Annotated in this window: 12 protein-coding genes; 7 read left to right on the top strand and 5 right to left on the bottom strand. The window is 47.7% G+C overall.

Annotated features, from left to right (window positions below):
- Nucleotides 1–7: 7 nt before the first annotated feature.
- From QZZ22_RS06725 to QZZ22_RS06710, 4 genes are all read right to left on the bottom strand, one after another.
- Complete coding sequence (locus QZZ22_RS06725) at nt 8–802, bottom strand: winged helix-turn-helix domain-containing protein (protein ID WP_292463640.1); 795 nt, start codon at nt 800–802, stop codon at nt 8–10.
- 229 nt (nt 803–1,031) lie between these two features.
- A complete protein-coding gene (gene purH / locus QZZ22_RS06720) occupies nt 1,032–2,648 on the bottom strand; it encodes a bifunctional phosphoribosylaminoimidazolecarboxamide formyltransferase/IMP cyclohydrolase (RefSeq protein ID WP_292463639.1) in 1,617 nt (538 codons plus the stop codon).
- A gap of 73 nt (nt 2,649–2,721) precedes the next feature.
- Nucleotides 2,722–4,626: a phosphoadenosine phosphosulfate reductase family protein gene (locus QZZ22_RS06715; protein ID WP_292463638.1), complete on the bottom strand. Its 1,905-nt coding sequence runs from the start codon at nt 4,624–4,626 to the stop codon at nt 2,722–2,724.
- Between the two features lie 52 nt (nt 4,627–4,678).
- Nucleotides 4,679–5,497 carry a Dna2/Cas4 domain-containing protein gene (locus QZZ22_RS06710; protein WP_292463637.1) on the bottom strand — a complete coding sequence of 273 codons (819 nt, stop codon included), beginning with the start codon at nt 5,495–5,497 and terminating at the stop codon, nt 4,679–4,681.
- Between the two features lie 133 nt (nt 5,498–5,630).
- On the opposite strand from QZZ22_RS06710, the gene QZZ22_RS06705 reads away from it, so the two are divergent.
- Genes QZZ22_RS06705 through cyaB form a run of 5 tightly spaced genes read left to right on the top strand, consistent with a single transcriptional unit; the run spans nt 5,631 to nt 9,548 of the window.
- Entirely contained in the window at nt 5,631–6,371 is a 741-nt protein-coding gene (locus tag QZZ22_RS06705; protein ID WP_015053559.1) for a helix-turn-helix domain-containing protein, read from the top strand.
- A gap of 18 nt (nt 6,372–6,389) precedes the next feature.
- Entirely contained in the window at nt 6,390–7,439 is a 1,050-nt protein-coding gene (locus tag QZZ22_RS06700) for a hydroxymethylglutaryl-CoA synthase (protein ID WP_292463636.1), read from the top strand.
- A 9-nt stretch (nt 7,440–7,448) separates the two neighbouring features.
- Entirely contained in the window at nt 7,449–8,621 is a 1,173-nt protein-coding gene (locus QZZ22_RS06695; RefSeq protein ID WP_292463635.1) for a thiolase domain-containing protein, read from the top strand.
- Nucleotides 8,622–8,626: 5 nt separating this feature from the next.
- Entirely contained in the window at nt 8,627–9,016 is a 390-nt protein-coding gene (locus tag QZZ22_RS06690; protein ID WP_292463634.1) for a Zn-ribbon domain-containing OB-fold protein, read from the top strand.
- 1 nt (nt 9,017) lies between these two features.
- Nucleotides 9,018–9,548 (top strand): class IV adenylate cyclase, encoded by a 531-nt coding sequence (gene cyaB / locus QZZ22_RS06685; protein ID WP_292463633.1) that lies wholly within the window; start codon nt 9,018–9,020, stop codon nt 9,546–9,548.
- Nucleotides 9,549–9,602: 54 nt separating this feature from the next.
- Here the strand turns inward: cyaB and metG are convergent, their stop codons facing one another.
- The gene (gene metG / locus QZZ22_RS06680; protein ID WP_292463632.1) at nt 9,603–11,636 is read right to left on the bottom strand and encodes a methionine--tRNA ligase; all 2,034 of its coding nucleotides are present in this window, start codon (nt 11,634–11,636) and stop codon (nt 9,603–9,605) included.
- A gap of 137 nt (nt 11,637–11,773) precedes the next feature.
- Between metG and sppA the strand changes: the two genes are divergently transcribed.
- Together sppA and QZZ22_RS06670 are read left to right on the top strand one after the other, a co-directional pair.
- Complete coding sequence (gene sppA / locus QZZ22_RS06675; protein ID WP_292463631.1) at nt 11,774–12,952, top strand: signal peptide peptidase SppA; 1,179 nt, start codon at nt 11,774–11,776, stop codon at nt 12,950–12,952.
- A 2-nt stretch (nt 12,953–12,954) separates the two neighbouring features.
- Nucleotides 12,955–13,437, top strand: coding sequence for a DUF4184 family protein (locus QZZ22_RS06670; protein WP_292463630.1), 483 nt, complete (start codon nt 12,955–12,957; stop codon nt 13,435–13,437).
- Nucleotides 13,438–13,441 lie beyond the last annotated feature (4 nt).

The raw sequence follows: 13,441 nt of genomic DNA, 5'->3' as shown, positions 1-13,441 counted from the left end.
TGAAGCACTAAATGGAAATGACCTGGCGGGACATGCCTTTGTAATGTTCAAAAAGATCATTTCCCCATTTAAGTGATGAAGCTTCATAACCTACAAGATCGTTGCGGGGATCATATGAGCCATTTGCATAGAACAGGGACAGTGAGAAGAAATAGTCCGTTACCACAAAAGCAAGCCGCACATCATCAATTACATAAAGTTTCGAGTAAGGGGAATCCAGAAATACTTGCAGTTTGTCCCTGTGTTCAGATATGACCTTGGAGAATACCTTCTCAGTCAATACCAGCTCTGCAGGAGTCTTATTTTTAGCAAGGCTGACAAAGAAATCAGGATAAGTAGGAATAAATATCGTTGAAACTCCTTTTAAGGTACTTGACTTTATAAGGTTCTCCCGGAACACCTTATGGGATTCATATATATTTTCAAGCGGGTCTGCAACAACCTCACATCTATCCAGATCTGCCAGCCTTTCAAGCAGGAACGGCGGAATATCATCTATAAGATGCTCTGACCAGAAAGATCCGTTTTTTTCTATAGTTCCCAGCATATCCAGAAAAGGTTTATAGTGTTTTGCTATTGCCCTTCCGATCGGAGTTATGTGGTAATGCTTATCAATTCTCTTGATTAAGTTGGAAGCCTCCATTTCCTTGATCCGGGGAGAGATCTCCGGGGAAGATACATTGAAGTATTCTCTTATTTCCGAGAGGGTCCTGGGACTGTTTTCAAGTAAGAATAGGATATCCTTCCTTTTTTCAGAAAAGGTCAATATACTAAGCAATCCTTTTGATTTCAATGCGATCACGCCGTACTTTCAAGGAAATTTAATTTAAGGCAGGATAATATAAAAACCTGCATTGAACATCAATGCCTAATTATTTATAAATGTTGTCGGCATAAAGAAAGTTATAAGACTTGCCAACCCTGTTTTTTCGAATACAACCCAGTAGAGAAATTATCCCCGGAATTGGATCATTGAAAGTATGCTGAGTCCCGGATTACCAGGACTCTGTGAACACACCATCAATCACAATTCAATGCAGGAAGTGCCTCATCCCGGTGAACACCAGGGATACGCCAAGCTTGTCAGCAGTTGCGATCACTTCATTATCCCGGATAGATCCGCCAGGTGACAGGATATACATGATGCCGTTCTCAGCAGCATGCACTATGCTGTCGTCAAAGGGGAAGAAGGCATCTGAAGCCATCACACAATTCGAAAGCACCTTCCGGCAGTAATCCTCAAAGGAAGTCCCCGGTTTATCGCGTTCATATATCACTGCAAGATTTTCCCTGGCTTTGGTAGCTGCCAGTTTCCTTATAGAGTCAACCCTGTTGGGCTGTCCGGCTCCCATGGAAAGCATCATGTAACAACCTTCAGCATATTCATAAGCCAGAGTGACTGCGTTGGATTTCACACATTTGCATGCATGCATACTGAATTCCGAGAGGGATCGCAGGCTCTCCGGGAAAGGAGCTTGCGTTACGCAATCCCACTTCTCATATATCCCGATGTCACGTGCTTGCTTCAGCATGCCCCCAACTATGTACTTATAGGTGTGATCAATAGTAAACGCCTCGTTGAACAGGGGAAGTTCAAGCAGCCTAAGATTTGCACTTTTCTTTTTCAGGTGTTCAAGGGCATCATGGTCAAAGCCTGGCGCAAGGATGATCTCGACAAATTTGCCGTTGAGGAATTCAGCAGCTTTAAGGTCAAATATGGTATTGGTACAGATAATACTCCCAAAAGCGGATATCGGGTCGCCATCCCACGCTGCCTGGAGAGCCTGGAGAAGAGTATCACCAGTGGCAAGTCCACAAGGATTGTTGTGCTTGACTATAGCAACAGCAGGCTTGCTGTGACCCAGTTCCTTCACTGTCTGCAGGGCATTGTCAGCATCAATATAATTATTATAGGACAGATCTTTGCCATGTAGCTGCCTTACGTTTGCGAGAGAAGGTCCGGATAATCCCACTTCTTTATAGAATTTAGCATCCTGGTGCCAGTTCTCACCATATCTTAGAGTCACGCCGCCGTTAAAGCTCATGCGCAGGACTTCCTCACCAAGCAGTTCCTTGCTAAGGTAAGTATCTATGGTTGCATCATAATCCGCAGTGTGCCTGAAAGCTTTTACTGCAAGATGTTCACGGGTCTTCGGGGAAACCATCCCACTGGAGCGCAGTTCCTTGAGAACATGACCATAATCTTCCGGATCGCATACAACAGTTACGGAACGATAGTTCTTGGCTGCCGAACGCAGCATTGCAGGCCCTCCGATGTCTATGTTCTCAATAGCTTCATCGAGCAGGACACCTTCCTTTGAAACAGTTACCTCAAATGGGTAAAGATTCACCGCAACCAGGTCAATGAGTTCTACACTCACTTTCTCGGCTTCACTCATGTGATCGTGGTCGTCACGCACACACAGGATACCGCCATGTATCATCGGATGAAGAGTCTTTACCCTGCCTCCCATCATTTCAGGAAAACCGGTCACCTCTGAAACATCAGTAACACTTACACCTGCATCACGAAGCATGCGTGCAGTGCCGCCTGTCGAAATGATCTGTACGTCGAGTTTTTCCAAACCTCGAGCAAAATCCACAATTCCGGTCTTGTCAGAAACGCTGAGCAGTGCCCTTTTTAGCAAAAAATCACCGTATGAGATTGGTGACTATCGTGTATAAATATTATGGTCAGTCCCGGAAGAAAGAAGGAAATTGTCAGGAATTGAACCTGACCACAGGGCATGCTTCGATGCATTTCCCACAGCAAGTGCAGCCTTCTGCTATAATAGCCGCCCCTTTGATGATCCGAATACTTCCACTGGGGCATTTACCCACACAAACACCGCAACCGCTGCACTGCAGTGCCCGACGTACGGATAGCTCAACTTTACGCATTAATGAGCGTGCCTTCTTATCAGTATCACTTCGGGCTGTCACTGTCCCTGAGGCAAATACCTGAGCCCGGTCCTCACCCTGCAGCAGGGAAACTGCACCTTCGATATAAGCCGCCTTACCGACAGTCTCAAGCATGGAAGTCTCTTCCAGCTTATCAAGATCAATAGCAGCGTTAAAACTGCCTTCAGCTGAGATGCCACCCTGCTTACATGGCCTGTATCCTGATGTGACCGTGAATGTCAGCTTCCCTGGGGCATCGCTTCTGGGTATCAGGTTTATCCCTTTCTTAGCTGCCAGTTCCTTCAGCTGAGGAGGCAGCTTCTTCCATCGCCACAACCCGTATTCCACCCATTCTTCCGACAGTCCCATGCGCTTTGCATAGGACAGGAGATGATCATTCAGTTTCTTTTCCAGTTCCGGATGAGTTTCCTTGAGCCGGTAAAGGTCAGCCAGCGAGCAGGAAGGGCATAGCCAGCAGCCTATCCTGTCAAAGCCTTTCTCGTAAAGAGGATTGTAAGGCAAATGGTTCTTGAATATGTACAGCCAGACATGCATTGCCGTCCAGTTCTGTATAGGAGCTGCAGCTACCTGGTTGCTAACCCATGGATTCTTCCATACGCTCTCACTTTTTGCACGTGTATCAGATTCATACTTCCTCTGACCCAGGAAGGTCAGGCATCCGTCATCATAAATGTCATCTATTATCTGAGTTATGGGGCCGAGTTTGCAGACCTTGCAGCACCATCTGGCTTCCACGCTGGGGGGTCCGAAATTAACAATGGAATCCCAGAAAGCATTTCCTGAACTTATAGACCTCAGTGGCTTATCGTATAATTTCGCCACATCAATGGCATTCTGCACAGTTTCGGGAAACTCAATACCCGTATCAGCGAACATGAGCTCATAGTCATCCATGCACTCACTCACCAGATGCAGCACAGCCAGGCTGTCCTTACCCCCGGAATAAGATACGGTTACCTGGCGGTCTATAGAGGATGCAACATTCTGTATGAAATTCCGTGAGCGCTCCGCAAAGTCCTCGATGTATCTTTCATTGGCAGTCACTACATCATCCCAGGTCCGGCCGCCTGCCGGGACTGATACATCTGCCGGGATTTCCTTGGTGCGCACTTTTACTGCGACACCCTTGCCTCTTTCAAGCATTCTGGCACCGGACATACGGGCCCTGCCTGTTGCAAGCAACTTTCCCTCACGGGTCAGTACTACGACCTCATCAGTTTCCATAATTCCGGGATCCGCATTGAACACTCCCGGAGCAAGCACGCTGGCACCTTCCAGGATGAACTTTTCAGCACCCCGGTCTATGACAACCCAATTTTTTAGATTAGAATAGTCCCTGCCGTCGAATATGCGTCTTGCACCCGCAATCCTCAGAAGCAGGGTCCACCGGAGAGATTCCAGCTCGAACCGGATATTCCCCACGACATCGCCGTCGACTATGATCTCTTCCATGCGGTCATCGTAAGGGGATTTGTTCAGCACGACCACACGGTCTTCTGTAAAGAGAGGAGCATTGAACTGCTTTACAGAAACGGAATTGATTAAGCCTATCTCATATCCAAAAGCGGGCCTGATATCCCCTGGAGGTGTGATGGTCACCTGCCCTGCATTACTTCCGCAGGAGCATTTCTTTCCAAGTACAGGCACATTACATGAGGGGCACCAGTGAAGGAGCAGTTCACCAAGATACAAAGGTTTTGACATCGTGCAACCTGATTATTTAAGAATTAAATACTTTTTGGATATATCCTGCATCTCAAAAGAATTTGGAGGCAAGAGAGGACTGCACATTGCACATACTGTAATAAGCGCATTTATCGCACAGTGCGCTTTCTTTTCTGTCAGGCATGGAGCCTTCCTTTATCTTGCGAACCTTTGAGAGCACATTCAACACCTGTCTTCTATCATCGGAGCGGATGTTCATACGCCGGATATGACCTTGTCTTGCATAGGTTGCAATACCAGATCTTATAACAGAAGCTTTGGACTCTTCCAGGAGTAGAGCAAGAGATGTAAGGTGCAGCCTGTCATTGGCCCACAGGCCATTTTCAGGACACTTTCCGGTCTTGATTATCACAGGAGAAAGAATACCATCGACACTTGCAGTGCCGCTTGGTATGCCGCTAAGATCGAGCCTTTCAGATTTAAATAATGAGCCCGGCTGGAAGGAGGATAACTGCCGCATCATCCCTGAGCCGTTTTCATCACGCGCCATGGAAAGAAGGTTATCCCCCAGTTGCCGGAGGTCTGCCAGAACGTTGTTTGCAGCCTCCTCTATTATATGTGCCGGCACATCTTCCAGTTCTGCAGCATATATCAGCAAAATTTCCCCCGATGCCTGGGATAGCAACGATTGAAGAGCCTTGAAAAACTCTTCGTCTTTTGACGAATACGCTTTCAACAGTTCAGGATAGGACATTCCCATTTCTTTGAGGATAAGGTGCTCAGCGTAAGAAACAGTGACTTGGGAGGAGATGTTTTTCTCACGGGAGGCATAATATACTTTCCTAGGACAGGAGAGATACAGGACAAGTTCCGAAACATTTACACCGGTTTTGTGCTTTTTAAGAAACATATTTTTATAGAGGATATAGAGCATGATATATATAATCAGATGATTTGATTCTGTGTAGACAGTTTGTATTCGTCAATTGACGAAAGCCTATTCGTTAAATATATATGTGAATCTATCCTTAGGAAAGTGAAGCATGAAGGAAGAAGAATCGCACGGAATAGTCCGCCAGCGTCTGGCAGAGAAGATGGCAGGCGAGATCACCTTGTCCGAAAAACCTGGTGAGGCGTTAAAAAAATGGCGGTTAAACTTCGAGATTGCCCAAACAGACCTGTCTGGCTATCTGGGAGTGTCACCTTCGGTCATCAGCGATTATGAGAGCGGCAGGAGAAAATCCCCCGGCACTCTTATAGTTAGCAGGATAGTCGAGGCTCTGCTTGAGATAGAAGCCCAGCGGGGAGGACAAAAGATTCATGCTTATGAAGGGATGCTTTTTACCGAGAAGACATCAAAAGCTATCTATGCCACTTACGAGTACACTTTTCCAATTCAGGTGGCAAAGCTTGCAAGCCTAATAGAAGCCGATATAGTACACAAAGGCATTGAGAAACCATTGTATGGATTTACTGTCGTTGACAGCAAAAAAGCCATCCTGGAACTCTCCTCCCATGAATTCCAGAAACTCTATGGATGGAGCACTGAACGTGCAATGGTATTTACCAAAGTGACCACCGGTAAATCGCCGATGGTAGCGATCAGGGTCACCAATCTTAAGCCCGGGGCCGTGGTCATGCACGGCCTGCGCGGGAGCGAGGTACATATGATGGCAAAAAAAATGGCCGAGATAGACAGGATTCCCCTTCTTGCAACGACAATGGATATTGACGAAATGGTAGCTGCACTGAAGAAATACAGTGAGTACCATGTTATGGAATAAAATTAAAATGGTGTAAAAATGAGCGTAGGGATAGTCTCATACGGTGCCTATATACCTAGATATAGGATAAAAATAGACGACATCGCCCGTGTATGGGGAGACGATGCGGAGATACTAAAAGCAGGATTAATGGTATTTGAAAAATCATTTCCCGATGTGGATGAAGATACAGCTACCATGGCAGTAGAAGCTGCAAGGTCGGCTGTAAACAGAGCATGCCTCGATGCACAGAGAATAGGTGCAGTTTATACCGGCTCAGAGAGCCACCCATACGCTGTGAAGCCAACAAGTACAATAGTTGCCGAGGCAGTGGGCGCTACACCTGTACTGACAGCTGCAGATTTTGAGTTTGCCTGTAAAGCAGGTACCGCTGCTATCCAGGCATGTATGGGACTTGTGTCCTCCGGCATGATAGACCTTGGCCTGGCTATCGGTGCGGATGTCGCCCAGGGAGCACCCGGAGATGCATTGGAATATACTGCAGCCGCAGGCGGTGTGGCTTATGTTATAGGCAACAAGGAATCGGAACTTGCAGCAATCATAGAAGATACTTACTCGTTCACAACGGACACTCCTGACTTCTGGAGGCGTGAAGGCATGCCATATCCTGAACATGGAGGACGCTTCACAGGCGAACCCGGTTACTTCAAGCATGTCACCAATGCTGCAAAAGGACTCATGGAAAAGATAGGCACAAAACCTGATGACTATGATTTTGCTGTGTTCCACCAGCCAAACGGGAAGTTCCCTTCACGTGCAGCCTCAATGCTTGGATTCAGCAAGGAACAGATCAAGCCTGGCCTTGTGGTCCCAAGACTCGGGAACACTTATTCAGGCTCCTGCATGATGGGAATAGCAGCAACACTGGACCAGGCAAAACCAGGAGATCGCATATTTGCAACCGCCTTCGGTTCCGGTGCTGGTGGTGATGCGTTCAGTATAACGGTCACTGACAGGATAGAAGAGATCCGCAACAATGCACCCAAGGTAGAAGAACTTCTTGCAAATCCGATATATGCGGATTATGCAAAGTATGCAAGGCATAAAGGGAAAATAAAATTAGCGTGAGGTGTGAAGATGAGAGAAGTAGCGATCATTGGTGTGAAGAACACACTCTTTGGCGAACAGTGGGACCGCTCTTTCAGGGACCTTGTTGTGGAAGCTGGTGTCGGTGCCGTTGAGGATGCAGGCGTTGCAGGTGAGAAGATAGACTCCATGTTCGTCGGGAACATGAGCGGTGGACAGTTCGTCGAGCAGGAACACATCGGAGCACTCATAGCTGACTATTCCGGCCTGGCAAAGAATCTGCATGTACCTTCCACACGTGTGGAAGCTGCATGTGCTTCCGGAGGACTGGCTTTGAGGCAGGCCATCTGTGCCGTAGCATCGGGAATGGATGATATCGTCATTGCCGCAGGCGTGGAAAAAATGACAGACGTACCCGCATCCAAAGCATCATCTGCCCTGGCGGCAGCAGCTGACAGGGAATGGGAAGGCATCATGGGAGCAACTTTCCCGGGCCTGTACGCCATGATAGCAAGGATGCACATGCACAGGTATGGCACTACAAGCGAACAGCTTGCAGAGGTTGCAGTCAAGAACCACTTCAATGGCCAGTTCAACCCCATTGCACAATACAAGAACAAGATCACAGTAGAGACGGTGCTAAACTCGATAATGGTGGCAGACCCGCTGCGCATCTTTGACTGCTCACCCATTACAGATGGTGCATCAGCCGTCATACTGGCACCTGCAGATATTGCACATGAATACACTGACACCCCGATATATGTAAAGGGAACCGGACAGGCAAGCGATACCATTGCACTCCATGACCGCAGAGACATCACTACATTGGAAGCCTCTGTGGTTGCAGGCAGGCGCGCTTATGAGATGGCAGGACTGGGACCAAAGGATATCGATCTTGTAGAGGTCCATGACTGTTTCACCATTGCTGAAATATGCGCCATCGAAGACCTTGGCTTTGCAAAGAAAGGCGAAGGCGGAAAAGTGACACAGCAAGGCGAAACCGCTATTGGGGCCAGGATACCTGTTAATACTTCAGGAGGTCTCAAGGCCTGCGGACACCCTGTGGGTGCAACAGGCATCAAACAAGCTGTTGAAATAGCCCAGCAGCTCCGTGGAGAGGCAGGAAAGCGTCAGGTGGACGGTGCAGAGATTGGAATGACCCACAACGTGGGTGGCTCCGGTGCAACTGCTGTCGTACACATCTTTTCGAGGAACAGGTGATCACGATGTCAGTACCGAGATTTTGGAGAAAACAGATAGCCAGGTACAATCTGGTTGGTACGTACTGCAAGACATGCGAGGAATACTTCTATCCTCCGCGAAATGTTTGCCCATCCTGCAGACGTGAAGGGGAGATAGGTGAATTCAAGTTCAACGGTAACGGGGAACTGGTGACCTATACTGTCATCCACGCAGCAGCAGAAGGCTTCGAGGGACAGACTCCCTACGTACTTGGCATCGTCCAGCTGGAAGAGGGACCAAGGCTCACAAGCCAGATAGTCGGTGACCCCAAAGAGATGCATATCGGCCTGAAGGTCAGACCGGTGTTCAGGAGACTCGGACAGAGCGGTGAGCGCGGTATGATCTATTACGGTACAAAATTCGTTCCCGCATAACATGATAGAGATAGAGGTCAAGGTCCGTGCCGGCCACCGGCAGGTAAAGGACGCACTTAAGAATATGGGTGCACGTTCCATAGGTGTCGAGAAACAATCCGACACCTACTACAATGCCCCTCACAGGGACTTTGCAGAAACTGACGAGGCTTTGAGGATACGCTGTGTGAATGGTACTTCCGTGCTTACCTATAAAGGTAAGAAACTGGATACCCTATCCAAGACCCGCAGGGAATTCGAGACTGCCGTTGAAGGTGATGCAGCCCGTAGCATCCTTCTTTCTCTTGGGTTCACACAATCAGGGCATGTCCGCAAGGCCAGGGAGATCTACAGGTATCAGGATTTCATCATCTGTCTTGACACAGTAGAGACACTTGGAGAATTCGTAGAGGTAGAACTGATGGCTGATGATGATCATAGTTCGAACCTGGAGTTTCACAGTAAGCGCATTTTTGACTTTTTAGAAAAGATAGGTATTCACGAGAGCGAATCCATCAGGACATCATATCTTGAGATGATGCTTGAGAATTAGAATCAAATAAAAATATTGACGGGGAATGCCCGTCAATAACTTCTTTACGCATATCTATCTTATACAGGACCCTGGGCCCATTTCCTTATCCGTTGTCAGCAGAGCAACATTTTCTCCTAGTTCCGCTGCAAGGATCATTCCCTGGGATTCAACACCACATAATTTCACAGGTTTGAGATTGACAAGCACATTAACTATCTTTCCAATCATATCTTCGGGCTTGTAATACTCGGCAAGGCCCGCAACGACCTGTCTTGGAGATTCGTCACCGATGTCGATCATGACACGCAGGAGCTTGTTGGATTTCTTTATCTTTTCCGCAGAGATGATCTTCCCTACCCTGATATCCAGTTTAGCAAAATCATCGTAATCGATGGGTGGTTTATACTCTGCAATGGTTTCGGTTTTGCCTGACTCCTTTGCCATGGCCACCTTTACGCGCTGTGAGAGAATTTTGTCCATCTCTGTTATCCGGTCATCCTCGACCTTGGTGAAAAGGATCTGAGGCATCTTCAGCACAGTGCCGGCTTCCACCGGGACGGTCGCCTCATCATAAGTTGCAGTGTGCACGTCCGTCTCCATGCCTATCTGTGTCCAGGCCTCTTCCATCCTGCTAGGGAGCACTGGTTCAAAGAGCAGTATGAGTGCTTTTGCTATCTGCACGCAGTTCCTGATGACCTTTCCACATGCATCACGGTCCTCTTTAATGAGCTTCCAGGGCTCGTTGGACTGGAAGTAGGAATTACCATATGACGCCAGTGCCATTGCAGTGTCCACGGCCTTCTTGAACTCGTATTCATCCGTTGCCCTGGAAACCTCGTCGATAGTGAGCTTGATCTGCTCCATTGTTTCCTGGTCGATATCTCCCGCAGGGATCTCCCCGAAGTTCTTGTATGCAAAAAGAAGGTTCCTGTAAAGGAAATTGCCGAAAACACCCACAAGTTCGGTGTTTATCTTATCCTGGAAGATCTTCCATGAGAAGTTGACCTCTTTGGTATGGGACGTGTAGCTTGCAAGGTAATATCTAAGAAGATCCGGATGGAAGCCATGATCAAGGTAATCCTCCTCGACCCACACCACATATCCACGGCTCTTTGAGAACTTCCTGTCCTCTATCTTGACCATGCCTGATGCCACAACCGCAGAAGGCTGGCTGTAGTCAGCACCTTTGAGCATAGCAGGCCAGAAGATGCAGTGATGGTAAATGATATCCCCGCCTATGAAATGAACTATGGGACAGTCCCCTTTCCAGAACTTCTCCCAGTCCCCATTGCTTGTCTTTGCCCACTGCTCTGTAAATGCCATGTATCCAATCGGAGCATCAACCCACACATAAACTACCAGGTCATCGTGTCCGGGGAACCTGACACCCCATTCGAGATTCCTGGTGATGCACCAGTCGGTTAACTCCTGCTTTACCCAGCCGATGGCGTAGTTCTTAGCATTTAGCGTCCCTCCCAGTTTATCCAGGTGTTCAAGCAGAAAATCCCTGAAATCTGAAAGCCTGAAAAAGAAGTGCTCCTGCTTCCTGTATTCTGCAGGACCTTTGCAGGTGATACATAAAGGCTCCTTGAGCTCTCCCGGTTCAAGGTGCTTGCCGCATCCCTGATCGCATTCGTCCCCGCGGGCCTCCTTGCCGCAGTTGGGGCATATGCCCTGCACATACCTGTCAGGCAGGAAACGATCACATTTGGGACAGTAGGCTATCTCAATGGTCTTCGGATATACATATCCCTTATCGATCAGCCTGTTCACAATATCCAGTGTCCGGGTGTGATTCTCGGGGTCGTCAGTGGTGCCAAAAGCATCGAACATGACACCCATTTTTTTGAAGATCTCATCAAAATGCGTATGGTATTTCTGCACCAGCTCTTTTGGCTTGATGCCCATCTCTTCGGCATTCACGACAATCGGTGTGCCATGGGTATCGGAGCCACATACGAAGACAGCTTCTCTCCCTCCTTTCTTAAGGGATCTCACGTAGATATCTGCAGGGATGTATGTTCGCAGGTGCCCCACATGGGCTTTTCCATTCGCGTATGGGAGCCCGCATGTGACAAGCACGGCTTTATCAGAAGGATTTGACATGTATTTTCTCCGTTATAGCAATATTAGTGAATATATCTCATGTTCATTGCCTGCCATTATAAAATATATTTCGCTTGCAAACCGCACAAGGTATTTTAATATCAAAGCTCATTTTACATGCAGGATGGAAATTACTGATGAGTGAAAAAGATCCTGATGGCATTAACAGTTCTTCGGATGATGTTGAATATCACACTTATCCTTATTCTTACGAGGATACTAAAGAAGAAGATGGGAAGCAGGAAAGAGCTTCTGAATCAAATGGTGACAGTTCTATAGAAGAGGCTGCTATCGTGGCAGAACCGCAAAACCAGGCAGTGCCTGAGCAAATGGACAATTCTGGAAGATATGAGAAGAAAAAAGCATCTTCCGATGATTCCTACACCAGCCAGACACCACCTGTTAAGAAGAAAAGCCGCAAATGGCAGTATATTGCTATTGTTGGAGTGCTTTTACTTATCATCGGATCAAGCTTTGTCCTGATGCATCAGGCACTCAGCGGCGAACTCTACGCCTCAAACGACAAAGTTGCAGTCATCTATGTACAGGGAACACTGCTTACAAGCAGCATACCCGGCGGGCTTGGATACGCAACCTCAGAGGATATTTCAGCTAATATCAGAAAAGCTACAAATGACAAAGCCGTAAAAGCCATAGTCCTGCGTATCAACAGCCCGGGTGGCTCCTCAACAGCTGGCGAGGAGATATATACTGAGGTAAAAAGAGCCAGTGAAAGCGGAATACCTGTAGTCGTATCAATGGGAGACGTCGCAGCCAGCGCAGCCTACCATCTTTCCGCACCTGCGGACCTGATAATTGCTAACCCTTCGACCATGACAGGAAGTATCGGCACTATATGGACATTCCAGAATACTTCCGGGTATTACGAACAGGAAGGAGTTGAGATATATGTAGCAAAATCCGGCGAGTTCAAGGACATGGGCGGCTCCTGGCGAGGGCTCTCGGACGATGAGAAGGAGTACGCCAACGAAGTAGTTATGGAAGTATACGGACACTTCATACAAGATGTCTCAGATAGCAGAGGTATAAGCCTTGGAGATGTGAAAGACCTCGCAGACGGCAGGATATATACAGGACAGAAAGCAAAGGAACTGGGCCTTGTGGATGAGCTGGGCAATCTTTATTACGCTATTAACAGGGCCTCTGAGCTTGGAGGCATACAGGGTGAGCCAATGGTTGTTTACATGAACAAGCCAACCCTTTCAAGCCTGCTCTTTGGCTCCGAGTCGGATACATCGACAGTTGACCAATTCCTGCACTATTATGATGAAAGTCCTTACGGACAGATAACCTGAGAATGCCCCTCACGCCCTTTCATCTGGGACCGGCTTTTTTCTTCGGAGAGTTGTTCGAGAAGAGGGTCAATCTCATTTCTCTTCTTCTGGGGAGCATCATCATTGATGTGAGAGCCGCATACTGCCTGTTCTCAGGATGCAGGCCACTGCATGGACCACTTCACACCTTAATGGGTGCAACTCTGATAGCTCTTCTATTTGCATGGATGGTGTTCTCACAGAGACAGTGGCTGCAGAAGGTTACTGAGAGATCAAGGATCATGCAGGCCTATTCATTTATGTCAATATTGATGGGCGCACTGATAGGGACATGGAGCCATGTATTGCTTGACTCTTTTCTTTATGCGGACATCATTCCATTCTGGCCGCTGACAGGCAATCCTTTGCTTGGGATAGCAGAATCTGGTATCATATATCTGATATGCCTGCTGACCTTCCTTCCTGCTACAGGGATGTACTTCTACAGGTATTCGAAAAGAAGCTGATGCG

The sequence above is a fragment of the Methanolobus sp. genome (assembly GCF_016278365.1).
Classification (GTDB): Archaea; Halobacteriota; Methanosarcinia; order Methanosarcinales; family Methanosarcinaceae; genus Methanolobus.
Note: the sequence above shows the minus strand (reverse complement) of the source record. Positions and strands in the feature narration are given on the sequence as shown.

Bases quoted from the DNA above. Each gene is read 5' to 3' on its own strand.
- QZZ22_RS06710 (WP_292463637.1), bottom strand. From the start codon at position 5,497: ATGTTTCTTAAAAAGCACAAAACCGGTGTAAATGTTTCGGAACTTGTC.
- sppA (WP_292463631.1), top strand. From the start codon at position 11,774: ATGAGTGAAAAAGATCCTGATGGCATTAACAGTTCTTCGGATGATGTT.
- QZZ22_RS06705 (WP_015053559.1), top strand. From the start codon at position 5,631: ATGAAGGAAGAAGAATCGCACGGAATAGTCCGCCAGCGTCTGGCAGAG.
- QZZ22_RS06700 (WP_292463636.1), top strand. From the start codon at position 6,390: ATGAGCGTAGGGATAGTCTCATACGGTGCCTATATACCTAGATATAGG.
- QZZ22_RS06715 (WP_292463638.1), bottom strand. From the start codon at position 4,626: ATGTCAAAACCTTTGTATCTTGGTGAACTGCTCCTTCACTGGTGCCCC.
- cyaB (WP_292463633.1), top strand. From the start codon at position 9,018: ATGATAGAGATAGAGGTCAAGGTCCGTGCCGGCCACCGGCAGGTAAAG.
- QZZ22_RS06695 (WP_292463635.1), top strand. From the start codon at position 7,449: ATGAGAGAAGTAGCGATCATTGGTGTGAAGAACACACTCTTTGGCGAA.
- metG (WP_292463632.1), bottom strand. From the start codon at position 11,636: ATGTCAAATCCTTCTGATAAAGCCGTGCTTGTCACATGCGGGCTCCCA.
- QZZ22_RS06670 (WP_292463630.1), top strand. From the start codon at position 12,955: ATGCCCCTCACGCCCTTTCATCTGGGACCGGCTTTTTTCTTCGGAGAG.
- QZZ22_RS06690 (WP_292463634.1), top strand. From the start codon at position 8,627: ATGTCAGTACCGAGATTTTGGAGAAAACAGATAGCCAGGTACAATCTG.